At 70.8% G+C, this 25,695-nt stretch carries 22 protein-coding genes; 10 read left to right on the top strand and 12 right to left on the bottom strand.

Annotated elements, in window-relative coordinates; all coding sequences use genetic code 11:
• Positions 1 to 49: 49 nt before the first annotated feature.
• From ACWGKS_RS07950 to ACWGKS_RS07960, 3 genes are all read right to left on the bottom strand, one after another.
• Positions 50 to 1,054 (bottom strand): C40 family peptidase, encoded by a 1,005-nt coding sequence (locus ACWGKS_RS07950; RefSeq protein ID WP_358509199.1) that lies wholly within the window; start codon positions 1,052 to 1,054, stop codon positions 50 to 52.
• Between the two features lie 525 nt (positions 1,055 to 1,579).
• Positions 1,580 to 3,478, bottom strand: a complete 1,899-nt coding sequence (locus ACWGKS_RS07955) for a S9 family peptidase (protein WP_452522131.1) — start codon at positions 3,476 to 3,478, stop codon at positions 1,580 to 1,582.
• Positions 3,479 to 3,664: 186 nt separating this feature from the next.
• The gene (locus ACWGKS_RS07960) at positions 3,665 to 4,123 is read right to left on the bottom strand and encodes an Rv3235 family protein (RefSeq protein ID WP_358509205.1); all 459 of its coding nucleotides are present in this window, start codon (positions 4,121 to 4,123) and stop codon (positions 3,665 to 3,667) included.
• Between the two features lie 154 nt (positions 4,124 to 4,277).
• On the opposite strand from ACWGKS_RS07960, the gene ACWGKS_RS07965 reads away from it, so the two are divergent.
• From ACWGKS_RS07965 to ACWGKS_RS07985, 5 genes are all read left to right on the top strand, one after another.
• The gene (locus ACWGKS_RS07965; protein WP_358509208.1) at positions 4,278 to 5,093 is read left to right on the top strand and encodes a glycerophosphodiester phosphodiesterase; all 816 of its coding nucleotides are present in this window, start codon (positions 4,278 to 4,280) and stop codon (positions 5,091 to 5,093) included.
• Between the two features lie 6 nt (positions 5,094 to 5,099).
• Positions 5,100 to 6,494, top strand: coding sequence for an MFS transporter (locus tag ACWGKS_RS07970; RefSeq protein ID WP_358509211.1), 1,395 nt, complete (start codon positions 5,100 to 5,102; stop codon positions 6,492 to 6,494).
• Positions 6,495 to 6,585: 91 nt separating this feature from the next.
• Positions 6,586 to 9,654 carry a DEAD/DEAH box helicase gene (locus tag ACWGKS_RS07975; protein ID WP_358509214.1) on the top strand — a complete coding sequence of 1,023 codons (3,069 nt, stop codon included), beginning with the start codon at positions 6,586 to 6,588 and terminating at the stop codon, positions 9,652 to 9,654.
• The gene (locus ACWGKS_RS07980) at positions 9,651 to 10,343 is read left to right on the top strand and encodes an SWIM zinc finger family protein (protein WP_358509217.1); all 693 of its coding nucleotides are present in this window, start codon (positions 9,651 to 9,653) and stop codon (positions 10,341 to 10,343) included. The genes ACWGKS_RS07975 and ACWGKS_RS07980 overlap by 4 nt, the downstream gene beginning before the upstream one ends.
• A gap of 107 nt (positions 10,344 to 10,450) precedes the next feature.
• Positions 10,451 to 11,287 carry an SAM-dependent methyltransferase gene (locus ACWGKS_RS07985; protein WP_358509220.1) on the top strand — a complete coding sequence of 279 codons (837 nt, stop codon included), beginning with the start codon at positions 10,451 to 10,453 and terminating at the stop codon, positions 11,285 to 11,287.
• A 52-nt stretch (positions 11,288 to 11,339) separates the two neighbouring features.
• On the opposite strand, the gene pcaDC is transcribed toward ACWGKS_RS07985, so the two are convergent.
• From pcaDC to ACWGKS_RS08020, 7 genes are all read right to left on the bottom strand, one after another.
• The gene (gene pcaDC / locus ACWGKS_RS07990) at positions 11,340 to 12,473 is read right to left on the bottom strand and encodes a bifunctional 3-oxoadipate enol-lactonase/4-carboxymuconolactone decarboxylase PcaDC (protein ID WP_358509223.1); all 1,134 of its coding nucleotides are present in this window, start codon (positions 12,471 to 12,473) and stop codon (positions 11,340 to 11,342) included.
• On the bottom strand, positions 12,470 to 13,852 hold the full coding sequence (pcaB, locus tag ACWGKS_RS07995; RefSeq protein ID WP_358509226.1) for a 3-carboxy-cis,cis-muconate cycloisomerase: 1,383 nt from the start codon (positions 13,850 to 13,852) through the stop codon (positions 12,470 to 12,472). Before pcaB ends, pcaDC begins: the two co-directional genes overlap by 4 nt.
• 19 nt (positions 13,853 to 13,871) lie before the next feature.
• Positions 13,872 to 14,435, bottom strand: coding sequence for a protocatechuate 3,4-dioxygenase subunit alpha (gene pcaG / locus ACWGKS_RS08000; RefSeq protein WP_358509229.1), 564 nt, complete (start codon positions 14,433 to 14,435; stop codon positions 13,872 to 13,874).
• On the bottom strand, positions 14,432 to 15,181 hold the full coding sequence (pcaH, locus tag ACWGKS_RS08005) for a protocatechuate 3,4-dioxygenase subunit beta (RefSeq protein WP_358509232.1): 750 nt from the start codon (positions 15,179 to 15,181) through the stop codon (positions 14,432 to 14,434). Before pcaH ends, pcaG begins: the two co-directional genes overlap by 4 nt.
• Positions 15,182 to 15,208: 27 nt before the next feature.
• Positions 15,209 to 16,384: a thiolase family protein gene (locus tag ACWGKS_RS08010; RefSeq protein WP_358509235.1), complete on the bottom strand. Its 1,176-nt coding sequence runs from the start codon at positions 16,382 to 16,384 to the stop codon at positions 15,209 to 15,211.
• Between the two features lie 61 nt (positions 16,385 to 16,445).
• On the bottom strand, positions 16,446 to 17,207 hold the full coding sequence (locus ACWGKS_RS08015; RefSeq protein WP_358509238.1) for a CoA-transferase subunit beta: 762 nt from the start codon (positions 17,205 to 17,207) through the stop codon (positions 16,446 to 16,448).
• Positions 17,204 to 18,055 carry a CoA transferase subunit A gene (locus tag ACWGKS_RS08020; RefSeq protein WP_358509241.1) on the bottom strand — a complete coding sequence of 284 codons (852 nt, stop codon included), beginning with the start codon at positions 18,053 to 18,055 and terminating at the stop codon, positions 17,204 to 17,206. The genes ACWGKS_RS08015 and ACWGKS_RS08020 overlap by 4 nt, the downstream gene beginning before the upstream one ends.
• Positions 18,056 to 18,236: 181 nt before the next feature.
• Between ACWGKS_RS08020 and ACWGKS_RS08025 the strand changes: the two genes are divergently transcribed.
• Both ACWGKS_RS08025 and ACWGKS_RS08030 read left to right on the top strand, forming a co-directional pair.
• Entirely contained in the window at positions 18,237 to 19,040 is an 804-nt protein-coding gene (locus ACWGKS_RS08025) for an IclR family transcriptional regulator domain-containing protein (protein WP_358509244.1), read from the top strand.
• A 181-nt stretch (positions 19,041 to 19,221) separates the two neighbouring features.
• Positions 19,222 to 20,100, top strand: coding sequence for an aldo/keto reductase (locus ACWGKS_RS08030; RefSeq protein WP_358509247.1), 879 nt, complete (start codon positions 19,222 to 19,224; stop codon positions 20,098 to 20,100).
• On the opposite strand, the gene ACWGKS_RS08035 is transcribed toward ACWGKS_RS08030, so the two are convergent.
• The gene (locus tag ACWGKS_RS08035) at positions 20,081 to 20,533 is read right to left on the bottom strand and encodes a very short patch repair endonuclease (protein ID WP_358509250.1); all 453 of its coding nucleotides are present in this window, start codon (positions 20,531 to 20,533) and stop codon (positions 20,081 to 20,083) included. The genes ACWGKS_RS08030 and ACWGKS_RS08035 overlap by 20 nt on opposite strands.
• A 55-nt stretch (positions 20,534 to 20,588) precedes the next feature.
• On the opposite strand from ACWGKS_RS08035, the gene ACWGKS_RS08040 reads away from it, so the two are divergent.
• Entirely contained in the window at positions 20,589 to 21,839 is a 1,251-nt protein-coding gene (locus tag ACWGKS_RS08040; protein ID WP_358509253.1) for a DNA cytosine methyltransferase, read from the top strand.
• Between the two features lie 76 nt (positions 21,840 to 21,915).
• Here ACWGKS_RS08040 and ACWGKS_RS08045 read toward each other — a convergent pair whose 3' ends face one another.
• Positions 21,916 to 22,437 carry a GNAT family N-acetyltransferase gene (locus tag ACWGKS_RS08045; RefSeq protein ID WP_358509256.1) on the bottom strand — a complete coding sequence of 174 codons (522 nt, stop codon included), beginning with the start codon at positions 22,435 to 22,437 and terminating at the stop codon, positions 21,916 to 21,918.
• 249 nt (positions 22,438 to 22,686) lie between these two features.
• On the opposite strand from ACWGKS_RS08045, the gene ACWGKS_RS08050 reads away from it, so the two are divergent.
• Together ACWGKS_RS08050 and ACWGKS_RS08055 are read left to right on the top strand one after the other, a co-directional pair.
• Positions 22,687 to 23,673, top strand: a complete 987-nt coding sequence (locus tag ACWGKS_RS08050; RefSeq protein ID WP_358509259.1) for a glycoside hydrolase family 6 protein — start codon at positions 22,687 to 22,689, stop codon at positions 23,671 to 23,673.
• 183 nt (positions 23,674 to 23,856) lie between these two features.
• A complete protein-coding gene (locus tag ACWGKS_RS08055; protein WP_358509262.1) occupies positions 23,857 to 25,695 on the top strand; it encodes an alpha-amylase family glycosyl hydrolase in 1,839 nt (612 codons plus the stop codon).

The raw sequence follows: 25,695 nt of genomic DNA on the forward strand, positions 1-25,695 counted from the left end.
GGACGCGCAGGCCCGAATCAAGCTCGTGCCCTGGCGCGGGAACCGGTGTCTAGCCCGGCCGGACGGCTCCGGTGAAGACGCTGTCCCAGTAGGAGGCCAGGTCGATCTCCTCCAGCGGCTTGGACGGGTTGGAGCCGTGGATCATCATGCCGTTGCCGGAGTAGATGCCCACGTGGCTCGGGGCGGAGGCGCTGTAGAAGAACAGCAGGTCGCCCGGCTGGAGCTGGTCGCGCGAGACCGAGGTGCCCGCGTTGACCTGGTCATAGGTGGTGCGCGGCAGGCTCACGCCGGCCTGCGCCCAGGCGGCCTGGGTCAGCCCGGAGCAGTCGTAGCCGTCGGGTCCGGTGCCGCCCCACACGTAGGGCTTGCCGATCTGGGCGCGGGCGAAGTCGAGGACGGCCTGCACGTCGCCGGAGACCGCGGCCGTGCCACCGGAGGAACCGGCGTCGGCGGAGGTGGAGGCCTGCGAGGCGGTCGGATCGACCCCGCCCAGCTGTTCCAGGACCTCGGCCTGCTCGTCCAGGGCACTCTCGCCCTGGGACATGGCCTCCTCGGCCGCGGTGAGGGCCTCGGCGGCCTCCTCCTCCGTGTCCTGGGCGGCGTTGTACAGCTCCTCGGAGTGGTCGACGTCGATCACGTAGTCGGACAGCATCTCCTGCTGGCCGGTGGAGATGAAGTCGACGTCGGCGATGTTCTGCAGCGCGCTGTCGGCGTCACCACCGAAGAAGATGCCGAAGCTGTCGCCCGAGCCGTTGGTGTAGGAGCTCTGCACGATGCTGGAAATGCGCTCGGAGCGGTCATCGAGGGCCTCTTGCGCCTCTTCGAGCTGCTCCTGCAGTTCCTCCAGCTCTTCCTCGGCGGCCGCGTGGTCCTCTTCGGCGGTGTTGTAGGCCTCGTTGAGGACCGACAACTCTTCCTGGAGCTCTTCGTAACGTTCCCGGGCCTCCGACTCGGAGGGGTCGGCCAGCGCCACACCGCTGGAGAGCACCACGGCGCCCAGCGCGACGAAGCCGACCGTGGTGAGACGGCGGGTGGGTTCGGGGTTGCGAGTCAAGACACCGACTGCCTTTCTCCCACACCCGTTTACCGACACAGGGCAGCCCGAAGGCACGCCGAGGGTCGGCGTGGGGCTGCGAGTAAGGGGGATCCGGCGGGCGGCGAAGATGGGCCGCGAGGGGTCGCCGAGCGTCGTGACGGCCTCTGCTCCTGGGAAAAGGGCGGCTGTTGAGCGAGCTGAGCAGAGTGCAACGGCAGGCCGGAACACTGTCACCGGGTGGTGACGAATCGGGGCGAACCGACCTGAGGGAACACTAATTCATCCCCCGGGGTGGACGCGACCTTTTCGTGACCTTCCATTGGGACCCCCGCTGACCTGCGAGTGAGTGTCATTTGCTCGGGAATCCCCCAGTAGGCGAGGATGAGGGCGTATTCTTCCCGAAGAATCGGGGTCAAAACCAGACCAAGCCCCCGCTTGACCGTGACGCGACTCACACCGGACGAGGGAAGGGGGCCGAACACACGTGCGTATCCGGCCCCCGACCCTGGGGGCGCCCTGATCGGGCGCCCCCATGAGCGACCCCTACAGGTGGTTCTCCCACCAGTCCAGAATCGCCTCGAAGCGGGCCACCCGGTGGCTGGGCAGGCCCGAACGCGACAGCTCGTGCCCCTCCCCCGGGAAGAGCAGCATCTGCGCCTGGTGCCCGCGCTTCCTGAGCGAGACGAACAACCGCTGGGCCTGCTCCAGCGGGCAGCGCCAGTCCTGCTCGGAGTGGATGATCAGGAACGGCTTGTCGATCTGGTCGGCGTAGGTGAGCGGGCTCTCCTTGGGCCAGGAGTCCGGCGGCCCGTACAGCGGCTCGGGGAAGAACGCCCCGATGTCGGACGCTCCCTGGAAGCTGTCGATGGCGTTGACGGCGCGCTCGCTGATCGCCGCCCGGAACCGCTCACCGTGGTGCGCGGCCATCCAGGTGGTCATGAACCCGCCGTGCGAGCCCCCGTGCACGCCGACCCGGGAACCGTCCAGCCGCTCGTCCTCCAGCGCCGCGTCCAGGAAGGCCAGCAGGTCGGTGGCCGTGACCGACCCCACCGAACCGATGATCGCCCGTCCATGCTCCTGGCCGTAGCCGGACGAACCCCGCGGGTTGCAGTAGACGACCGCGTACCCGGCCTCGGTGTACACCTGCGTCTCGTCGAAGAGCTGCCACCCGTACTGGGCGAAGGGCCCGCCGTGGATCATCAGGATCACCGGGTGGGGGCCCTCGCCCCGGGGCGTGGACACCCAACCGTGCACCGGGTGACCGTCGGGGGCGTGCGCGAGCAGTTCGGTGACCGGCAGCGGCTCCACACCCTCGAAGAACGAGGTCAGGGCACGGGTCCCGCCGTCCCCGACCACGTACAGCTCACCGCTGTCGTGTTCGCCCGCGGCCACCGCGACGGTGACCCCGCCGGCGTGGTCGAAGCCCTGCACCTCCACGCGCCCGCCCAGCAGGGTGGCACGTTCCCCCTCGGGGGTGACCCGGTACAGTTCGAGGGCCCCGCGGTTCTCCCCCGCCACCAGCACGCCCCGGTCCGTGGCCAGGGTGCCCAGGCCGTTGATACGCGGACCTTCGGTGTCGGTCAGGCGCCGAGGCTCGCGAGAGCCGTCCAGGGGCATCGACCACAGACCACCGACCCTGCCCACGAAGTCGGTGCCTTCGTCGCCGAGCTCGTCGGCGACGAAGTACACCGTGGAGCCGTCCGAGGACAGGCCCACCGACGTCACGCCCAGGTCGCCTCGGGTGACACGGCGGAGCTCGGCGCCCTTCTCCGGCGCGCAGGCCCACACGTCCTCGTAGAGGTCGTGATCCCTGTTCTCGTGCAGGGACGCGTCGAAGACCAGCTCGGTGCCGTCTGGCGTCCAGAGGGGACGGCCGTGGTCGGCTTCGGCATCGGTCACCTGAACCGGTTCGCCCACCTCACCGGTGGGATCGATCGGGGCGCTGACGAAGATCTGCTGTCGCCGGTCGATGAGGAAGCCCAGGTTGTCGATCCGGTACTTGAGGGTGCTGATCCGGCGCGGCGCCTCCTGGCCGGGGGTGCCGTCGACGTAGCGCCCCTCCTCGGGGATCCGGGCGGTGTAGGCCAGCCGGGTGGAGTCGGGGCTCCAGGAGAGGTCACCGGCGCCGAGCGGATGGTCGGTGATCTTCCAGGCCTCGCCGCCATCGGCGGGCAGGACGTGGATCTGTGCCCTCTTGTTCTCGTCCGGGCGTAGGAAGGCGATCCAACGACCGTCCGGGGAGTAACGGGGCGCACTGTCGCGAAGCCCCCGGGTGAGCCGACGCGGTCGCTCCGAACCGTCGGTGGCCACGCTCCACAGGGAACCGAGGTAGGCGTCCTCCTCCAGGTCCGGACGGACCAGGGCGAAGACGGCGCGGGAGCCGTCGGGTGCCAGGGACGGTGCGCTGATGCCGTGCAGGTGTGCGATGTCAGCGGGTTTCATTCGATGAGTGGCGGGCGCGGGGTGCCGCCCGCCGTCTCCTTCCCTTGGGTACTGGGAGCCCGTCGGCCGGGCCGGCCCCCGGTCCGGGGGACGTTTCCTTGGGGACCTTATCCGCGCCCACCATGGAAAATCCATGACTATTCCGGCTTTCCGGACAGATTCGGCGTGTGCTCCATCCCCGCACCGTCAGCGGCGTCGGTCGGTCTCCAACCTCGTGCAGACCCACCGCCCCTCCTCCTTGCGCAGCCGGAAGGCGAACACCCGCGCGCGGTCGCCACAGTCGATCACCGCGCTGGCCTCCATCCCGCCGGCGCCCAGCGGTTGATGGAAGACCCTGGTCAGACGCGGGGTCATCACGCAGACGACGCTGCCCCGCAACCGGCGCAACTCCTCGCGCACCGGCACGGTCAGGTGCGCGCGCAGCACCTCGGGCGCACGGCGACCCACGAGCACCTCGGCCATGTGCTGGGCGAGCCGGCGCACGTCGGCCGGCGTGCGGTGGCCCTCCAACAGCGGCGCGCCGCAACGACCCACCGACATGCGCCGCAGCGGGGTGCGCGCGGGGGTGCGCACCGGCGCCCATGGCGAGCGCCGACCCTCGCAGGAGGCACGGTGGCAACGGTGGGTCCCACAGGTGTGCGACATGAACAGTTCCCTTCCTCGGGGGGACGAACTACCTACACCCCTTCAAGGAGCGGCCGAACCCGCGCCCGTGCCACCTGGCATTCCGGCTTTTCCCGCTCGGGCACGACCCGACCACCGCGAACGCCTCAACACCACAACCGTCATACTGGGCCACGTGACACACGCCTACCTTTCCTCCCCAGTCCCCGTGGCCCTCGCGCACCGAGGCGGGTGGCTCACCGACGACCAGGGAGTGCGCCGCACCGAACTGGAGAACACGGCGGTGGCCTTCCAACACGCCGTCGACCTCGGTTACACGTACCTGGAGACGGACGTGCACGCCACCCGAGACGGTGTGCTCACGGCCTTCCACGACGACACCCTGGACCGCACCACGGACCGCACCGGTGCCATCTCCGCCCTGCCCTACGCCGAGGTGGCCCGCGCCCGGGTGGCCGGCAAGGAACCCGTGCCCCTCCTTGAGGACCTGCTCGGTACCTGGCCCGAGGCCCGCTTCAACATCGACCTGAAGTCGGACGGCGCCGTCCTGCCCCTGCTGGAGGTGCTGCGCCGCACCAACGCCTGGGACCGGGTGTGCGTGGGCTCCTTCGACCAGGACCGTCTGGACCGGGCCCGCCGGCTGTACGGTCCTCGCGTGGCCACCTCCTGCGGCCCCGTGGACGTGGCCCGCCTTCGCGTGGCCTCCCTGTCGACGCTGCTGCGTCCCATCGCCGGGCGCACCCCGGTGTGCGCCCAGATCCCGCTGGAGCGCAACGGGTTCCCGTTGCTGAGCCGGGACGTCATCCGCACCGCGCACCGGATCGGCATGCAGGTGCACGTGTGGACCATCAACGAACCCGAGGTGATGGAACGCCTCCTGGACGCCGGTGTCGACGGCATCGTCACCGACAACACCTCCGCCCTGCGCGACCTGCTCATCCGACGGGGCCGCTGGAACCAGGACACGCGCCCCACCCCGAAGAACGGATAGCCCCCCATGTCCACCACCCCCGACCGGATCCAAGGGCAGGACCCCTCGCCCGACCCGGCCCAGCGCAAACGCGAACAACGCGGCTGGTACATGTACGACTGGGCCAACTCGGTGTTCATGACCTCGGTGGTCACCGTCCTCATCGGCCCCTACCTGAGCAACCTGGCCTGCGCGTCGGCCGGGGCCCCCAACGCCGAGGCGTGCCGGGACGGTTCCCTGGCCCTCACCCCGCTGGGCCTGGACTTCCTGAGCGTCCACCCCAACGCGCTGTACCCGGCGTTGACCACCGTGGCGATCCTGCTACAGATCATCCTGTTGCCGCTGGTGGGCGCCCTGGCCGACCACACCAGGCACAAGAAGAGCTGGCTGCTGTGGCTGGCCGTGGCCGGGTCGGCCTGCACCACCGGGCTGTACTTCGCCACCGACGGCTACCTGCTCGCCTCGGTCCTGTTCCTGGGCGCCAACCTGCTGTTCGGGTTGTCGATCGTGGTCTACAACGCGTTCCTGCCGGAGATCGCCACGGCCGACGAACGCGACCGGGTCTCCGCCTTCGGTTGGGGCCTGGGCTACCTGGGCGGCGCCCTGCTGCTGGCGGTCCACCTGGTTCTGGTGCTGACCTCCGACGACATCGGTATGGCGGCCCGCATCGCCTTCGTCACGGTCGGCCTGTGGTGGGCCGGGTTCACCGTGGTGGCGATCAAACCGCTGCGCAACCGCTACGGGGCACTGGCCGCGCGCGGGGACGGACGCGCCAAGGTCGGCGAGTCACTGCGCCAGTTCGGGAGAACCGTGCGCGACATGCGCAAATATCCCAATACGGTGCTTTTTCTCTTCGCCTTCATCTTCTTCAACGACGGCGTCCAGGCCGCGATCCGCTACGCGGCGCCCTTCGCCACCCAGGACCTGGGCCTGAGCCAGGACGTGCTGATCGTCACGATCCTCATCATCCAGTTCGTGGCCTTCGCCGGGGCGTTCGCCACCGCCCGGATCGCCGACCACATCGGCCCCAAGAAGACCGTGCTGGGCAGCCTGGTGGTCTGGGGCCTGCTGGTGGGCCTGGGCTACGTGATGCCGGCGGGCAACGTGCCCCTGTTCATCGCGTTGGGCGTGGGCATCGGCCTGGTGCTGGGCTGTACCCAGTCCCTGGCCCGTTCGATGTTCTCCCAGCTCATCCCCAAGGGTCGAGAGGCGGAGTACTTCAGCCTCTTCCAGATCTCCGACAAGGGCTCCACGTTCCTGGGTTCGCTGGTGGTCACCATCGCGGTCGCCATGACCGGCGGCTACCGGGTGGCGATCCTGTCACTGCTGGCCTTCTTCGTGCTCGGCGGATTCCTGCTGTGGCGCGTACGTATGCGCGAGGGCATCCTGGCCGTGGGCAACACCGTGCCCGCCAGGCTCTGAGGGCGGGCCTCCCCACCCGAACACGGAAACGTCGCCGGTCCCCGCCATACTGGGGGCCGGCGACGTCGGGCGTGTTCAACAGGGGGGCGCGGTGCGGGTTCTGCACGGGATGTGGTCCAGGGACACACTGATGGTGTGGGCCGAGGGCGAGGCGGTGAGCGACCCGGCACCGGGCGCGCACCCCTTCGCCGAGGATCTGGCCGGGCTGCGCGCGCTGCTCACCCGGGCCGGGGTTCCACCGGAGCGCCTCGCACCGAACGAGTCCTTCCTGACCCTGCCCGAGGCCGACGGTCTCCCCCTGCGCTCCCTCTCCCCCGCCCCTGGAGAACGAACGTCGGGACCGGCCGGCGGATTCGGGACCTGGCGTGTCCCCGCCCTGGCACTGGACACGGTCGGAGCCGACCTCCTCCTCGGCTCCCTGCGCACGCGACCGACCGACGCTGACGCACCCCGGATCGGACCGGCCCTGACCCACCTGTGCGGCGTGCACGCCTTCGCCGAACGCCTGGTCCACGCCGGGTGCGTACTACCCGACCTGGTCGGTACCCCACCGCGTGCTCGTTGGCGGCCCGCCCCGCTGGACACCGCCGAGGAACACCTGTCCGCCCTCACCGAAGCACTGCCACCGGCGGCCATCGCCCACCTGAACGGCCCCGAACGCGCCGAGGCCGCCCGCTCCTGCGTGCTGGCGCCCCTGGAACTGCTCACCGACGCCGTGGCCCGCCGGCTGGCCCGGGCCCCCGAACACGTCCACGGGGACGGGCTCCCCTCCCCCGCCGCACGGCTGGCCACCGCCCTGACCACCGAACGCACTCGCCTGGACGACGACGCCGCAGACGCCTTGCGCGGCCCCCTGCGCGAGTGGCGGGACCGGGTGCGCGGCGGTGGCCGCGCCCGACTGGTGTTCGTACTGCGCGAACCCGAACCAGAGGGGCCGCGTAACGGCCCTCGCCCCTGGACCCTGGAGTTCTGGGTCCGTTCCACCACCGATCCCGGCCTGCGACTGCCCCTGGAACAGGTCTGGCTCGGCGAGGGCGCCGCGTGGCTGCCCCGGGACGTGGCCAGCACGGCCCTGGCCGACCTGCGCCGCGCCGCCCGCCACCTGCCCGCCCTGAGCCGGGCCCTGGCCGACCTGGCCCCGGCCCGACTGTTCATGGACACCGCGGGGGCCCAGGCCTTCGTGGGCGAGGGGGCCCGACGTCTGACCGAGGCCGGGTTCTCCGTGGTACTGCCCGAATGGAGCCGGCGCGACGGCCTGGCCCTGCGGATGACCGTCGCCGAGGAACCCGCGCGCCGCCGTCGCGGCGGGGTGAGCCCCATGGACCTGGTGGACGTGTCCTTCGAGGCGCTGCTGACCGGCCCCGAGGACACCACCGCGCTGAGCGAGGACGAACTCACCGAGCTGGCCGAACTGGCCCGGCTCAAACGCTCGCTGGTACGCGTGCGCGGCCGATGGATGGAGATGGACCCCGAGCGGGTCGCCTCGGCGCTGGAGCTGATGCGGCGCGGCGCACGGCGACCGATGGGCCGGGAAGAGGCGCTGAGGGCCGCCATCGGGGCCGCGCCCGTCCCGTTGCCGGTGGCGGACGTGGTGGCCGACGGCCCCCTGGGCGCCCTGCTGAACGGTGGCGCCAAGGCCGAGCCCCGCCCCATGGGCACCCCGGTCGGGTTCAAGGGGGCGCTGCGCCCCTACCAGGACCGCGGTGCCTCCTGGCTGCGGTTCCTGGGCGAACTGGGCCTGGGCGCGGTGCTCGCCGACGACATGGGGTTGGGCAAGACCGTGCAGTTGTTGGCGCTGCTCACCGACGAACGCGCCGAGGGGTCCGCCCCCGGTCCCACCCTGCTGGTGTGCCCGGTGTCGCTGGTCGGCAACTGGCGGCGCGAGGCGGAGAGGTTCGCCCCCGACCTGCGGGTGCACGTCCAACACGGACCGGACCGGCCCACGGGCAACGCGATGGCGCGCATCGTCGGCAACTGCGACCTGGTGGTCACCACCTACGGAGTGGTGGCGCGCGACGCCGACGAACTGGCGGGCATGCCCTGGCACCGGGTGGTGTGCGACGAGGCGCAGGCGTTGAAGAACCACGACACCCGCCAGGCGCGAGCGGTGCGTTCACTGCCGGCCGCGACCCGTATCGCGCTCACCGGAACCCCGGTGGAGAACAACCTGGGTGAGCTGTGGTCGGTGATGGAGTTCGCCAACCCCGGGCTGTTGGGCACGTCCGCCGACTTCCAACGCGCGGTGGCCGACCGCGCCGAGGCCGAGGTGGACGGTGGCGCGGCGTCCTTGGACGGTCCCGGCGGCTCGGGCGGCGACGGTGGTGGTGGAGGCACGGACCTGGTGCGCCGGTTGACCGGCCCGTTCGTGCTGCGCCGGTTGAAGACCGACCGGTCGATCATCGCCGACCTGCCCGAGAAGCACCAGATGCGCACCTGGTGCACGCTCACCCCCGAGCAGGCCTCGCTGTACAAGGCCGTGGTGGACGAGATGGGCGAGCGTCTGGCCGAGGCCGACGACAAGGAGCGCAAGGGGCTGGTGTTGGCGACGATGTCGCGGCTCAAGCAGATCTGCAACCACCCGGCGCAGTTCCTGGGGGACGGGTCGGCCCTGGCGGGGCGTTCGGGCAAGCTGGAGCGGTTGGAGGCGATCCTGGGCGAGGCCGTGGCCGAGGGCGACAAGGCGCTGTGCTTCACCCAGTACGCGCGTTGGGGCGAGCGTCTGGCGCCCTACCTGCGTTCTCGTCTGGGGGTTCCGGTGCTGTGGCTGCACGGGGGCACTTCCCGGGCCGACCGCGAGCACATGACCGAGCACTTCCAGACGCTGCGGGGACCGGCCGTGTTCCTGCTCTCCCTCAAGGCCGCCGGAACCGGCCTGAACCTGACCGCCGCCAACCACGTGGTGCACGTGGACCGCTGGTGGAACCCGGCGGTGGAGAACCAGGCCACCGACCGGGCGTTCCGCATCGGTCAGCGCCGCGACGTGCAGGTGCGCAAGATGGTGTGCGTGGGCACCGTGGAGGAACGTGTGGACGAGATGATCGAACGCAAGAGCGCGCTGGCCGACGCCGCCGTGACCACCGGCGAGGAGTGGCTGGGCGGGTTGTCGGTACAGGACCTGCGCGAGGTGGTGCGCCTGGCACCCGAGGCGGTGGCCGGATGAGCTGGTCGACTCTGGTGGGCGAGGCCTTGGCGGGTTCGGGGGGCGCCGAGACCGTCACCGGGTTGCGGGTGCGCCCCGGCGAGGCGCTGGCCCGGGTGGGCCCTCACGAGGTGAGCCTGATCCGCGCCGTGTGGCCCGAGCGTGAGTGGTCCCGGGTCGGGGCCGCGCTGGCCTCCCAACCGCTCTTCCGCGCCCGGCTACTGGCCGGTGAACTGCCCGAGGCCGCGGCGCGGGTGTTCGCGCTGTTGGGGTTGGACCTGGTCCCGGCGGGGTGGGGGGACCTGGTCACGACCTGTTCGTGCGAGCACTGGCGTGGACGGTGCGCCCATCTGCGAGCGGTGGCCGCGGCACTGGGCGAACAGGCCGACGCGGACCCGTTCGTGCTGACCCGGTGGGCGGGCCTGGACCGACGGTCGTTGGTCGCGCTGGTCCGGGACCTCTCCACGGGTGATAGGGAACTTCCGAGCGTCGAGAACGACGGGGAGGACTCTTCGTATTCGAGGGAAGAAGGCTCCGGTGATGTTTTGGCCGCGGGGGCGATAACCACGGATCGGTTTTCGCCCGACTCATTTTGGAACCCGATACCACAACCCCCTGTTCCCACCCTCCCCTCAGGCACCGGAGACCGCGTCAGAGCCGCCGCACCGGGACTTGTCGCCGACGAGCTCCCCCAATTCGAGACCCCCTGAACGGCCCACCCGTTTTTCTTTCGCCGAACGCCGGTAAGTCCGACGAAACACGGTTACCATTCACCTGGAGACGAACTCGAACAACTAGCCCTGATTGGTATTCTCATATGGCCGATCGCTTCCCCCCGCACATCGACATGGACACCCCCAGCATCGCACGAATGTACGACTACCTGCTGGGCGGAAAGGACAACTTCGCCTCCGACCGCAAGGCGTGCGAAGAACTCGCCGCGGGCATCCCCGAACTCGTCTCCTTCGCCAACGACAACCGGGCCTTCCTGGGCCGGGCCGTGGACTACGTGAGCTCGCGCGGCATCGACCAGTTCCTCGACCTGGGCGCCGGCCTGCCCACCACCGACAACACCCACCAGGTCGCCCAACGGGCCAACCCCCGGGCCCGGGTCCTGTACATCGACCACGACCCGATCGTGCTCGCCCACGGACGCGCCCTGCTCGGTGACACCGACACCACCGCGTTCCTGCTGTCCGACATCCGCGACACCGACCGCATCCTGCGCTCGCCCGAGGCCGTCAAGCTCATCGACCCCGACCGGCCGGTCTGCGTCATGATGGTGTCCCTGCTGCACTGTCTGCCCGACGACAGCGACCCCTTCGGGATGGTGCGCGGGCTGGTGGAACGGCTCGCCCCCGGGTCTGCGATCATCTTCTCCCACATCGTCTCCGACGACCCCGAGGCCGCAGCCTGGATGACCGACAAGATCCTGTCCTTCGGCACCCCCTGGGGCCGGGTGCGCAGTCCCCAGGAGGCCGCCGCCGTATTCGAGGGGTTGGAGGTGGTCAGCGCCTGGACCGACGGTCGCGAGGAGGAGCCGCGCAAGGTGGACTGCTCCACCTGGCGCAACCCCGACCGCGACCCCATCTCCCGGCCGGCCGATCCCGGCGTCAAACGTTGGGAGCTCTCCGGGGTCGCCTTCAAGCCATGACCGGCGCACCCCCGCGTGGGGTACTTCCGACCCTGGACCGCCCGGTAGGGGATCAGTCCTGTTCGTCGAAGACCTCCTGGGCGAGGGCGAAGGCCTTGTTGGCGGCCGGCACCCCGCAGTAGATGGCGGCCTGCAAGAACACCTCACCGATCTCGTCCGGGCTCAACCCGTTGCGCAGCGCGGCGCGCACGTGCATGGCCAGTTCGCCCCAGTGCCCCTTCGCGACCAGGGCGGTCAGCACCATGCAACTGCGGGTACGGCGATCCAACCCCGGGCGGGTCCAGATCTCACCCCAGGCGTACCGGGTGATCAGGTCTTGGAAGGGTTCGGTGAACTCGGTCTTGCGCGACTCGGCCCGGTCCACGTGGGTGTCACCGAGCACGCCCCGGCGCACCCGCATGCCGGCGGCGTACCGGTCCGCGGCGGTCAGGTGTTCGGTGATGAGCGTGTTCACCCGCCCGGCGCGTTCCCAGGAGAGCAGGTGCGCGGCACCCTCCAGCACCACGGAGCGGGCCCCGGGGATGCGTTCGGCCAGTAGCGCGCCGTGCTCCTCGGGCGGGGTGGAAGGGTCCTGGGCCCCGGAGACCACCAGGGTGGGGGCCGAAACACGGTGCAGGTCCTCGCGGGTGTCGTGGCCTTCGATGGCCCCGCAACAGCCCGCGTACCCCTGGTCGGGGGTGGCCACGATCTGCTCGCGCAGCACACGGACCTCATCGGGATACTCCTCGACGAAGCCGGGGGTGAACCAACGTTCCACCACGGTGCCGGCCAGGGCGACGGTGCCCTTCTCCCGCACCGTGGCGGCGCGGTCGCGCCAGTTCCGCACCGGACCCATGTGGGGAGAGGTCGCCAACAGGACGAGCCGGTCGATCCGTTCGGGGGCGTTGATCGCCAACCACTGACCGACCATCCCACCGATGGACAGCCCCGCGTAGTGGGCGCGTTCGATGCCCAGCCGGTCCAGCAGGGCCAACACGTCCCCGCCCAGGTCGGCCATGCTGTAGGGGCCCTCCGGCGCGGGCGAGTCCCCGTGTCCGCGATGGTCGATCCGGATCACCCGGAAGTTCGTGGACAGGGCCTGGACCTGCGGCTCCCACATGTCCAGGGTGGTACCGAGGGAACCCCCCAGGACCAGGGGCGGGGCGTCCGCCGGGCCGCTCACGGTGTGGTGGAGTTCAACGCTCATGGACTTCCTTCTTCACTGTCGGTACGACTCGGCCGGCCGATCCCATCCGGGCCGGTCCTACCCGTGACCCGATCGGTGAACACGGGGGCGGCGCCCAGGTAGGCGGACGGGTCGAGCAGGGCACGGACCTGTTCGGAGGTGCGTGCCCCTTCGAGGCGTTCGGTGACCGCGTCGACGAGGTCGCGGCCCTGGGCCACCGCCTCCCGGCAGGCCTCGGTGACCCGGCGGTGGGCCTCCATACGACCCAGTTCGGGGATCAGGTCGGTGGTCAGGCGTTCGCTCAGGGCCAGGCCGCCGGTGAGGTCGAGGTTGGCGCGCATTCGGTCGGGGTGCACGCGCATACGTTCGACGCCGGTGCGCAGCCAGGACACGGCCGAACCGGTCCGGCGCAGCAGGTCGGTCAGGGGCAGCCACTCCGCGTGCCAGGAACCGGCCGCACGCTGGTGTTCCTGGATCTGCGCGGCCAGGAGGGTGGCGACCAGCCCGGGGGCCTGTCGGGCGTTGGCCAGGGCGGAGACCGCCGCGACCGGATTGCGTTTGTGCGGCATCGTGGAGGACCCCCCGACCCCGACACCGCCCTCCTCGGTGACCTCCCCGACCTCGGTCTGGGCGAGCAGGACCACGTCCTGGGCGACGGTTCCGGCCGCACCGCACACCCGTCCCAGGACGGCGGCGACCTCGGCCACGCGCCCGCGTTCGGTGTGCCAGGGCAACGGGGGTTCGGGCAGTTCCAGGCGGGCGGCGTAGGCGGCGGCCACGTCGGGGCCGTGCGGGTCCAGGGAGGCCAGGGTGCCCACCGCGCCGCCGAGCTGGGCGGCCACATGGTGGGTGAGGACCTCGTCGAGCCGCCGGGCGGCCGAACTCAACCCCTGGGCCCAGCCGGCCGCGACGGCGCCGAAGGTGGTGGGCAGGGCCTGTTGGAGGAGGGTGCGCCCCGGCATGGGCGTGGTGCGGTGCCGGTGGGCCAGGTCGGCGAGGTCGACGCTCAGCAGGGTCAGGTCGGTGTGCAACGCGCGACCGGCCCGGCGCACCACCAGCATGGCCGCGGTGTCCATGACGTCCTGGCTGGTGGCACCGCGGTGTACGTGCCGGGCGGCTTCGGGGTCCCTCGCACGGACCCGCGCGGTCAGCTCCTTGACCAGGGGGATGACGGGGTTGCCCCCGCCGGCGGCCGCCGCGCCCAGGGCCACGGGATCGTAGCGGTCGGCGACACAGGCGTCGGCGATGGCACCGGCCTGTTCGACGGTGATGAGTCCGGTGTCGGCCAACGCCCCGGCCAGGGCGGACTCGGCGTCCAGCAGAGCCCGCAGCCAGGCGGTGTCGTCGGTGAGCGGACCCACGGGGCCTCGGTCGAGAACCCCGTCGAACAGGCCGGTCATGGCGGTTTCCTCGCTGTGCTCAGATGTCGAAGAAGACGGTCTCGTCCTCGCCCTGCAGGTGGATGTCCAGGCGGTAGCCGTCGTCCTCACGGTGGGCGATGAGGGTGGCGCGCGCCCTCGGGTCCTCGATGGTGTTCAACACCGGATCCTGGGCGTTGGCGCCCTCCTCCTCCGGAAAGTACAGGCGGGTGACCACGCGGTGCAGCATGCCGCGCGCGAAGACCGACACGTCCACGTGCGGGGCCTGGTCCCCGGTGGGCCCGGGGACGGGGCCGGGTTTGAGGGTGAGGACGGCGTAGGAGCCGGTGTCGTCGGTGGGGCAGCGCCCGAACCCGCGGAAGCCGGGCAGGTGCCGGGCCCCACGCGGGTCGTCGGGGTGGTCGAAGCGACCGTCGGGGTCGGCCTGCCAGGTCTCGATCAGGGCGTCGGTGACCGGCGAGCCCGCGCCGTCGTAGACGGTGCCGCGCAACCACACCGCGCCCGGAGTGCCCTCGGCGACCGCGAAGGGGCCGTCGGGCCAGGGCAGGCCGATGTGCAGGTAGGGGCCCACGGTCTGGGACGGGGTGGTGGGATGGGTGCTCACTCGTCGTCCTCCAGGACCTCTTCCTCGGACTCGAACGGGGTCTGTTCGCGTCCGCGCAACACGATGTCCCACCGGTAGGACAGGGCCCACTCGGGTTCGGTGGTGTCGTAGTCGAAACGGGCGAGCATGCGCTCGCGGGCCCTCTCGTCCGGGACCGACTGCCACATGGGGTCCTGGAAGAAGAGCGGGTCGTCGGGGAAGTACATCTGCGTGACCAGGCGCTGGGTGAAAGCGCGGCCGAACAGCGAGAAGTGGATGTGGGCGGGACGCCAGGCGTTCTGGTGGTTCTTCCAGGGGTAGGCGCCCGGGCGGATGGTGACGAACCGGTAGCGGCCCTGGTCGTCGCTGAGGACACGGCCCACACCACTGAAGTTCGGGTCCAGGGGCGCGGGCCAGTTGTCGGCGGTGTGCCGGTAACGGCCACCGGCGTTGGCCTGCCAGATCTCCACGAGGGTGTGCGGGACGGGGCGGCCGTCGCTGTCACGGACCTGCCCGTGCACGATGATGCGCTGACCCTGAGCTTCGCCGTCGTGTTGGCGGGTCAGGTCGTGGTCGTCACCGACGACGCGGTCCTCGCCCAGAACGGGTGAGGTGATCTCGGTGAGCATGTGCGGGAGCAGGGTGAGCGGACGTCGGGGGTGGCGCAGCGAGGTGCTCTTGTAGAACGGGTAGTCCAGCGGGGGATGGGTGTCGTGGTCGCGCACGTAGCCGGGCACGTACAGACCCTCGTGGGAGGTGTCGGACATGGTGCTGTTCCTTTCAGGCGTGCCCGTTCAGGCGTGCAGGACGACGGCCAACCCCTGACCGACCCCGATGCACAGGGCGGCCAACCCCCAACCGCCACCGTTGCGGCGCAGTTGGTGGGCCAGTGAGCCGATGACGCGCGCCCCCGAGGCACCGAGGGGATGACCGATGGCGATGGCGCCGCCGTTGGGGTTGACGATGTCGGGGTCCAGCCCCTTCCAGCCGCGGATACAGGCCAACGACTGGGCGGCGAAGGCCTCGTTGAGCTCCACCGCCGACAGGTCGGACCAGGTGATGCCCGCACGGTCCAGGGCGACCTCGGCGGCGCGCACGGGGCCGATGCCGAAGACGTCGGGATCGACCCCCGCCACGCCCCGGCTGACCAGGCGGGCCAGGGGCTCGTGCCCGGTGGCCCGGACCGCGGCGTCGTCACCCAACAGCAGGGCGGCCGCGCCGTCGTTGAGGGGTGAGGCGTTGCCCGCGGTGATGGTGCCCTCCTCGCGGAAGGCGGGCTTGAGGGAGGCGAGCTTGTCGAGGGAGGTCTCGCGGATGCTCTCGTCACGTTCCAGGTGGGCGCCCTCGACCTGGACGATCTCGTCGTCGAAGACGCCCTTGGCCCAGGCGTCGGCGGCCTTGGTGTGGCTGGCCAGGGCGAAGACGTCCTGGTCGGCGCGGTCGACGCCGTACCGGTCGGCGAGCTTCTCGGTGCTCTCCCCCAGCGACAGCGTCCACTCCTTGGGCATGCGCGGGTTGACCATGCGCCAGCCCAGGGTGGTGGAGTGCAGGGCGCCGTCGGTGACGGGGAAGGCCTTGGTGGGTTTGGGCATCACCCAGGGGGCCCGGCTCATGGATTCCACTCCCCCGGCCAGGACCAGGGAGGCGTCGCCGGTCTGGACGGCGCGGGCGCCCTGGACGGCCGCCTCCATCCCGGAGCCGCACAGTCGGTTGACGGTGGCCCCGGGCACGGAGGTGGGAAGGCCGGCCAGGAGGGCGGCCATGCGGGCGACGTTGCGGTTCTCCTCGCCCGCGCCGTTGGCGTTGCCGAGCAGGACCTCGTCGAGGGCGGCGGGGTCCAGGTGGGGCGCGCGCTCGACCAGGGCGCGGACCACGTGGGCGGCCAGGTCGTCGGGGCGGGCGCCCGAGAGGGCGCCGCCGTATCGACCGAAGGGGGTGCGGACGGCGTCGAGAACGTGGACGTCGGTCACCGGTGTCTCCTGGGGTGTGGGGCGTACAGTTACCTAACGGCGTTAGGTAAACGGTATCGGGTCAGGGTCGGGCCGCACCGGTCAGGGAGCGCAGAACGGACAGTTCGGTGCCGGTGGGCTCGGGGGTGCGCCGTGGATCCTCGGCGACCCTCAGGTCCCAACCGGTGGCCTCGCGCACGTCGGCGACCTCCACACCCGGGTGCACGCCCACCAGGGTGAGCTCGCGGGTGATCGGGTCGGGTTCGAGCACGCCCAGGTCGGTGATGACCCGCACCGGTCCGGCACCGGTGAGCCCCAACCGTTCCCGATCACCGGGGCCCGCGCCGTGCCCGACCGAGGTGACGAAGTCGACCTTGTCGACGAAGGCCCGTCGACCGTGCCGCATGATCACGATGACCTCGCGGCAGGAGGCGGCGATCTCGGGGGCACCACCCGCTCCGGGCAGACGCACCTTGGGGTCGGCGTAGTCACCGATGACGGTGGTGTTGATGTTGCCGTAGCGGTCGATCTGGGCGGCGCCGAGGAAACCGACGTCGATCCGCCCGGCCTGGAGCCAGTAGTTGAACACCTCGGGCACCGACACCACCGTGTCGGCGGTCTCGGCGAGGATCCCGTCACCGATGGACAGCGGCAGGTGGTCCGGGGAGGCGCCCAGGGTTCCCGACTCGTAGATCATCCACAGGTCGGGGGCGTGGGTGCGGCTCGCCACGTTGGCGGCGGTGCTGGGCAGACCGATGCCGACGAAGCAGGACATGCCATCGCGCAGCGAGCGCGCGGCGGTCACGGTCATGATCTCGTCGGAGGTCCAGGTCAGGGTGGTCATGCGCCTTTTCCCACGGGTTCGGGGTCGGAGGTCGATGGGGTCTGGGAACCGGTGGGCCCGGTGAGTTCGGCCAGCCAGGCGCCGAAGGCCTCACGGTCGCGCCCCACGGCGTCCCAGTCCCGGTAGGCGGCGTTGTCGCGCTCGTAGTAACCGTGGGCGTAGGAGGGGGCGGCCCCACCGGGGACCACGCTGACCGCGTCCACGACCCGGGCCGGCAGGACCACCTGGCCGGGCACGGCTTCGAGCTCGTCGACGACCTCCTCGACGGTGACCAGGACCCGGTCGGCGGCCATGGCGGCCTCCTTCTGGATCCCGGTGATGCCCCACAGCTGCACGTTGCCGGCGGCGTCGGCGCGCTGGGCGTGGATGACGGTCACGTCGGGGTTGAGCGCGGGGACGGCGGCCAACTCCTGCCCGGTGAAGGGGCAGACGATGGTCTTGATGTGGGGGTTGTTGCCGATCAGGTCGGTACCGCTGTAGCCGCGCAGCACGGCGAAGGGGAGCCCGGAGGCGCCCGCGACGTAGCGATTGGCCATCCCGGCGTGGCTGTGTTCCTCGATCTCCAACGGGACCGGCCAGGAGTGGGTGACGGCGTCTCGAAAACGGTGGAGCGAGCCGACCCCGGGGTTGCCACCCCAGGAGAAGACGAGCTTGCGCGCGCAACCGGCGCCGATGAGCTGGTCGTAGACGATGTCGGGCGTCATCCGCACCAAGGTGAGGTCGCGCAGACCTTGACGGATGATCTCGTGCCCGGCGGCCACGGGGATGAGGTGGGTGAAGCCTTCCAAGGCGACGGTGTCTCCGTCGTGGACGAGCTGCCCGACCGCCTCGTCCAGGGGCACGGCCATAGCTACCCTCCCGTTCGTATAGCGAATGCATGTTCACAGTGCGAACATCTTGGGTACGACAGTAGCGCCGGTCACAGAACGGGTCAAGAGATTCGACATGTGTTCGGTATGAGAACATCGTCCGTGGGCCGAGCAGCGCCCGACGGCGGAACGCACCCGACCCCCCGACCCGGAAGGCTCCATGACCACCGAAGACGCGCCTCGACGCGGAGCCCACTTCGTCCAGTCCCTGGAACGGGGACTGACCGTCATTCGCGCTTTCTCCGCCGAACGACCCTCCATGACCCTCAGCGAGGTCGCCCGCGCCACCGACCTCACCCGCGCGGCCGCCCGACGCTTCCTGCTCACCCTGGTGGACCTGGGCTACGTGCGCACCGACGGGCGCATGTTCTGCCTGACCCCGCGCGTGTTGGAACTGGGCTACGCCTACGTGGCCTCCGCCGGCCTGCCCGACGTCGCCCAACCACACCTGGAGGACCTCTCCCAGCGCGTGCGCGAGTCCGCCTCGGTATCGGTGATGGAGGGCGACGACGTCCTCTACGTGGCCCGCGTGGCCACCTCCCGGATCATGGCCGTGGCCATCACCGTGGGCACCCGCTTCCCCGCCGCGGCCACCTCCATGGGCCGTGTCCTACTGGCCGGGCTCGGCGAGGCCGCCCTCACCGGCTACCTGGACCGGGTCGAACTCCCCTCCCTGACCCGCTTCACCATCACCGACACCGCCCGGCTGCGCTCGGAGATCCTCAAGGTACGCGAACAGGGCTACGCCATCGTCGACCAGGAACTGGAGGAAGGTCTGCGCTCCCTGGCCGCGCCCATCCGCGACACCGACGGCAAGGTCATCGCCGCCGCCAACGTCTCCGCCCACGCCAACCGTTCCTCCATCGACGACGTGCGCCGCGACCTGCTGCCCGCGCTGTTGGAGACCACCGCCCGGATCGAGGCCGACCTGGCCGCCGTGGCCCGCCGCGACGCCACCCGCTGAAGGCCTCACCCGACCCGGAACCTCGCACCCGCGCATGGGCTCGGGCCTTGCGGGGCCCGAGCCCGGGCTGGGATCCTGCCCGAACCCGGCGGCGACACGACCACGCGAGAACGAGCCGCGCCGCCGGTGAACTGACACCATGGCGGGAATCCGGCCCTGGCGCCGCTTCGGAAGGGACACCGTGACCGACGCACACATCACCACCCCCATCGCACGGCAGGCGGGCTCACTCACACTGGGCGGTGACCTGCGCGTCCATCGCCTGGGGTTCGGGGCGATGCGCCTCGTCGGCGAGGGGGTGTGGGGCCCGCCCCGTGACCGCGACGAGGCCCTGGCGGTGCTGCGCCGCGTCGTCGAACTGGGCATCGACTTCATCGACACCGCCGACTCCTACGGCCCCCAGATCGGCGAACAGCTCATCAGGGAGGCCCTGTACCCCTACCCCGAGGACCTGGTCATCGGCACCAAGGCCGGGTTCGCCCGCACCGGCCCCTCCCAGTGGCACAGACTGGGCCACCCCGCCTACCTCAAGCAGCAGGTGGAGCTGAGCCTGCGCAACCTGGGCCTGGAACGCATCGACCTGCTGCAACTGCACCGGATCGACCCCCAGGTGCCGCTGGCCGACCAGCTCGGCGCCCTGGTGGAACTGCGCGAAGAGGGCAAGATCCGACACATCGGGCTGAGCGAGGTGAGTGTGGACGAGCTCTCGGCGGCCCGCGCCATCACCCCGATCGTCTCGGTGCAGAACCAGTACGCCCCCTCCTTTCGCCAGTCCGAGGACGTACTCGAACAGTGCGAGAAGGACGGCATCGCCTTCCTGCCCTGGGCGCCGGTCGGGAGCGGGGAGATGGCCTCACCCCACTCCCCGCTCGCCTCCATCGCCGCCGAACACGACACCAGCCCGGTCCGGCTGGCACTGTCCTGGCTGTTGCACCGCTCCCCCGTGATGCTGCCCATCCCGGGCACTTCGAGGGTGGCGCACCTGGAGGAGAACACGGCCGCGGCCGCCGTACGGCTCTCCGAGGAAGAGGTCGAGCGGATCAGCCGCTTCCTGTCCTAGGGCGTGTTCCGCGCACGGCGCGGACCTCGGCGATCACGCGCGCGGCCGCGGCGTCGGGGTCCTCGTGCTCCCACACCCGCACCACGTGCCACCCCGCCTCGTTCAGCCGGGCGTTGGTCTCGGCGTCGCGTGCCCGGTTGACGCGCACCTTCTCCGCCCAGTAGCCGGCGTTGGTGGCGGCCTTGGTGTGGTGTTGGGGGCAACCGTGCCAGAAACAACCGTCGACGAACACCGCGACCTTGATCCGGGAGAACACCAGGTCGGCCGTGCGCCGAAACCCCGCCAGGGGTCGCGCCGAGACCCGGTAGCGCAACCCGGCCGCGTGCACCCTGCGGCGGATCGCCAACTCGGGCCGGGTGTCACGCCCCTTGTTGGACCGCATGCTCTTACGGGTGCCCTCGTTCGCCGCTCGTGTCGGCCGTCGCGCGTCCATCGCCCTCGATCCTAACGATTCGCCCACGCGAGACGCCTCATCTATCTTGAACCTCATGCTCACGGACGACTCGATCACCATCGTCGACCTGTTCTCGGGGTGTGGCGGGCTCACCGCGGGCTTCCACTCCTACCGGACACCAGGACGCGACGACTCCCCTTTCCGTACCGTGGGCGCGGTCGAGCACGACCTGGCGGCGGCCTCCACCTACGCGGCCAACTTCGGTGAGCACACCGGTATCGAACGCGTCCACGCCGGTGACATCGAGGCCTGGGATCCCGGTGTGGTCCAAGAGGAAGTGGACGTCATCCTGGGCGGCCCACCCTGCCAGGGGTTCTCGGCGCTCAACAAGAAGAACCTGCTCGGCGACCAGGGCGACGTGCGCAACGTGCTCTGGCGTGAGTACGTGCGGGTGGTGCGGGCCCTGCGTCCCAAGGTGTTCGTGATCGAGAACGTGGCGAGGTTCCTGGACTCGGGAGAGTACGCGCTGTTGCGCGCCGAGACCGAGGACCCGGGCGGGCTGCTGGGCGAGTACGAACTGACCGAGGCCCGGGTGCTGAACGCGGCCGACTACGGGGTCCCCCAGGCCCGCCGGCGGGCCATCGTGCTGGCCACCCGACGAGACGTGCTCGCCGCCGCCCCCGAAGGGCTGGGCCTGGACCACCCCCGCCCCACGCACACCCGCGTCCGGCACGGTGGCCCGATGCCCGGACCGGTCGAACCCATGTTGGGGGGCGGCGCGCCGCTGTCGCCGTGGGAGACGGTGGAGTCGATCTTCGCCAAGACCCCGCGCGCGACCACCACGACCGAACTGCCCGCGCGTTCCTGCGCACCGTTGGGGGTCGAGCTTCCCGGGGCCTACCGGACCTTCGAGCTGCACCTGGGCCGTAACCCCAGGCCCCTGTCGCGCCTGCGCTATGAGGCGATCCCGCCCGGGGGCAACCGCAACGACCTGCCACCGGAGTTGTCCACGCGTGCCTGGTTGCGGCACCGGACCGGGACCGGTGACGTCATGGGCCGTCTGCGCACGGATCGCCCCTCGGTCACCATCCGCACCGAGTTCTTCAAACCCGAGAAGGGGCGCTACCTGCATCCCAGTGAGCACCGGCCGATCACGCACATGGAGGCCGCCCACATCCAGGGTTTCGACGAGGACTTCCGTTGGTGCGGGAGCAAGCTGCAGATCGCCCGCCAGATCGGCAACGCCGTGCCGGTGGGGCTGGCCTCGGCGTTGGCCGGCCAGGTGTACCGGTACCTGGTGGGGGTGGGCGTGGTCGCCGATCCCCCGCGCCCGACGGCACCCTGAGTCGGCGGGGGCGAGCCCGCCATGGCGAAGGGCCCGTCGATGCCTCCGGCGGACCCCGTGCCTGTGGAAGGTGGGACTATCCCGGTCGCAGGCGGAAGACCTGCAGACGCATGTTGTAGTACTTCTCGGTCTCGCCGACCCATTCCATACCCAGTCTTCGGGCCACCGCGATGGCTCTTTCGTTCTTGGGCCGGGCGACCGCGAACACCTCCTCGATGCCCTGCTCGAAGGCCCAGGCGATGATGGCCCGGCTGGCCTCGGTCGCGTACCCCTGGCCCCACACCTCCGGTCGAAGGGCCCAGCTCAGTTCGAAGTCCTCCTCGAAGGGCGGGAGCAGCTTCAGTGAAAGCCCTCCCACCAGCTCTCCGTCCTCCTTGCGAACGATCGCCCAGCGCCCGGCGGGTGGGATCAGGTTCGGTCCCGCCTCGATCCAGGCGTGGAGCACCGAGCGCATGGCGCTGTCGTCGGTCACCGGTTGCCATTCCGGCGTCAGCCAGTGCGCGACCTCGTCGGCCCCGTACACCCTCAGGGCCGATTCGGCGTCGTCCAGCTCCCACTCCCTGATCAGGAGTCGGTCGGTTGGCAGCTCAAGGCTCATATCACAACGTTAGCGCTCTACGAAGCACCGGCACAGGGGGGCTGCCACATGAGTCCGAATACCTTGCCCCGGCAGGCCTGGGCGTTGACCGACAGGGCCTCCTCGACCGGAGGTTCCGACGCTGGAAGCTTTCCGTGACCCCCTTCACACGGAGCGCGGCGGTCGCTAGGGTTCCAAATTGGGAGCGCTCCCACATTCTGGTCCATCCCTATCCCCCGACTCCGATCCGCTAGGAGTAGTGAACGAGAGATGACGACACCACGCACGGCCCTGAGGGCCGTGACCACAGTGGCGCTGGGCCTGCTCGTCGCAGGCTGCGCCACCCCCGCACAGACCGTCTCCCACGCCGAAGAAGTCCCCGAAGCGACCCAGGACAGCGGGTTCTACGTCAACCCCGACGCCTCCGCGGCCCGATGGGTGGCCGACAACCCCGACGACCCACGGGCCGCGCTCATCGAGGAGCGCATCGCGAGCGTGGCCCAGGCGACCTGGTTCGCCAACTACGACCCCACCACCATCGAGGCCGAGGTGGACGCCCTGGCCTCGGCCGCGGAGGCCGACGGCACCGTACCCGTCATGGTCGTCTACAACGTCCCCGGCCGTGACTGCGGAAACCACAGTGACGGCGGCGCCCCCGACCACGAGTCCTACCGCTCCTGGATCGACTCCTTCGCCGCCGGCCTGGACGGTCGCCCCGCCACCATCGTGATCGAGCCCGACGCGCTCTCGCTCATGGGCAGCTGCGAGGGCCAACCGCCCGCCGAGGTCATGGAGTCCATCTCCTACGCCGGCGGCACCCTTCGGCAGGCCTCCGACCAGGCGCGCGTCTACCTCGACGTAGGCAACTCGAACTGGCACACCCCCGAGGACATCGCCGAGCTGCTGCACGGCGTGGACGCGGGCGAGACCGCCCACGGCATCGCCACCAACGTCTCCAACTACCGCACCACGGCCGACGAGGTCTCCCACGCCGAGGCCATCGTGGCCGCCAGTGGCCTGGACCTGACCGCGATCGTGGACACCAGCCGCAACGGCAACGGCCCCGCCGACGACAGCGAATGGTGCGACCCGCCCGGCCGCGCCCTGGGCACCCCGACCACCTCCGACACCGGCAGCCCGGTCGTGGACGCCTTCGTGTGGGTGAAGCTGCCCGGCGAGGCCGACGGGTGCGCGGGACCGGCCGGTTCCTTCATCCCCGACATCGCCCACGAACTGGCCGAGAACGCCGGCGCCTGACCGAACGCACGCGGCGGCCGGTTCCCGTCGCGTGAAGGAGGTCGCCGGAGCCGACCGGTTCCGGCTCCGGCGGCCTTCACACCCCTCAACGCAAGAAACGGGCGAAAACTCTTTCGCGTACGCGACGTTTTCTTGCAATGATGTGGGAGATTCTTCCAACCGGCCTCATCGGAGTGTCCCCACATGCGGTTCAGCCACGACCCCCATCACGACGGCTCCCCCGACTACCTGACCGTGAACGGGGACCACGTCCACGTGCGGGTTCGGGTCCCCGGCGACGCCGACGGGGTGTACGCGCGCCTGGTGGAGGACGGCGAGGCCGTACTGGTCGAGGCCCGCCTGGAACACCAGGCCGAAGGGGTGAGCTGGTACGGGGTGGACCTGCCCCGGCTGGAGGTGGTCACCACCTACCGGTTCGCCATCGTGCGCGATCGCCACTACACCTGGCTGAACCAGGAGGGCCCGCACGACCACGAGGTCACCGACGACGGCGACTTCCGGTTCCTGGACTCCCCCGCCCCACCCGACTGGGTACCGGCGACCACCGTCTACCAGATCTTCCCCGACCGCTTCGCCCGCGATGACGACTCCGTCGACTCCCCGGCCGACCACCCCGAGTGGGCCCTGCCCCGGGACTGGGACCACGAACCCGCCGGGTCCGGCCTCCTGGCGTCCCGGGAGTTCTACGGCGGCACCCTGGAAGGCGTGCGCCGGCACCTGGACCACCTGGCCGACCTGGGCGCCGAGGTGGTGTACCTGACCCCCTTCTTCCCCGCCAGGTCCACCCACCGCTACGACGCCTCCTCCTTCGACGAGGTCGACCCCTGGCTGGGCGGCGACGCGGCACTGAGCGCCCTGGTCCGCGAGGCGCACGCGCGCGGTATGCGGGTGATGGGCGACCTGACCACCAACCACACCGGCGACGAGCACGAGTGGTTCCGCGCCGCCAAGGCCGACGCCGACTCGGCCGAGGCCGGTTTCTACCACTTCACCTCCCATCCGGAGGAGTACGTGAGCTGGCTGGGGGTGCGCTCCCTGCCCAAGCTCGACTACACCGACACCGAACTGCGCGAGCGCGTGTACGGAGCCGATGACTCGGTGCTGGTCTCACGCCTGGTCGGCGAGGATCCGCTGGACGGGTGGCGGATCGACGTGGCCAACATGACCGGTCGCCTGGGCGCCCTGGACCTCAACCACGAGGTGTCCGGTGAGATCGCCTCGCGCATGCGCGAGGCCGCCCCACGCGCATGGTTGCTGGCCGAGCACTTCTACGACGCCGGCCCCGACACCCGCCACGACGGCTGGCACGGTGTGATGAACTACGCCGGGTTCACCCGCCCGGTGTGGGCGTGGCTGAACACCGGCCCCGAGGGGGTGCGGTACGCGGCCACGCACACCTCGGCTCCGCTGCCCTCCAGCGGGGCCGCCGAGGCGGTGCGGGCGCTGCGGGCGGCCAACGCGGGGCTGCCCTGGCGGGTGCGGACGCACAGCGTGAACGCGCTGAGCACCCACGACTCGGCGCGTTTTCGCACGGTGGTGGGTGACGCGGTGCGCCAGGCGGTGGGTGTGGCCGCCCAGGCCACCCTGCCGGGGGTCCCGTTCGTGTTCGCCGGGGACGAGATCGGGCTGCTGGGGCGCGATGGGGAGAACTCGCGGCGCACGATGCCCTGGCACCGGACCCGGGACTGGGACACCGAGGTGCTGGCGGCCCACCGTCGACTGTTGGCGCTGCACCGGGAGCTGCCGGCGCTGCAGTCGGGGGGTCTGCGCTGGTTGGACACCGGTGAGCACCACATGACGTTCCTGCGCACCCTGGGCGAGCAGGTGGTGTTGGTGCACCTGACCGATGGGCCGCACGGAGAGGTCGGTGGTGCCCTGGGCGACCTGGACGCCCGGGACCTGAAGGTGGTCGAGAGCGGCGGCGGGATCAAGGCCCGGCTGGAGGGCGAGGTGGCGCTGGAGGCCGACGGTCCGGGGTTCGTGGTGGCCATGGGCACCAGCACCCTGTCCACCCTCGGCTGA

Source organism: Nocardiopsis sp. NPDC055879 (assembly GCF_053615935.1).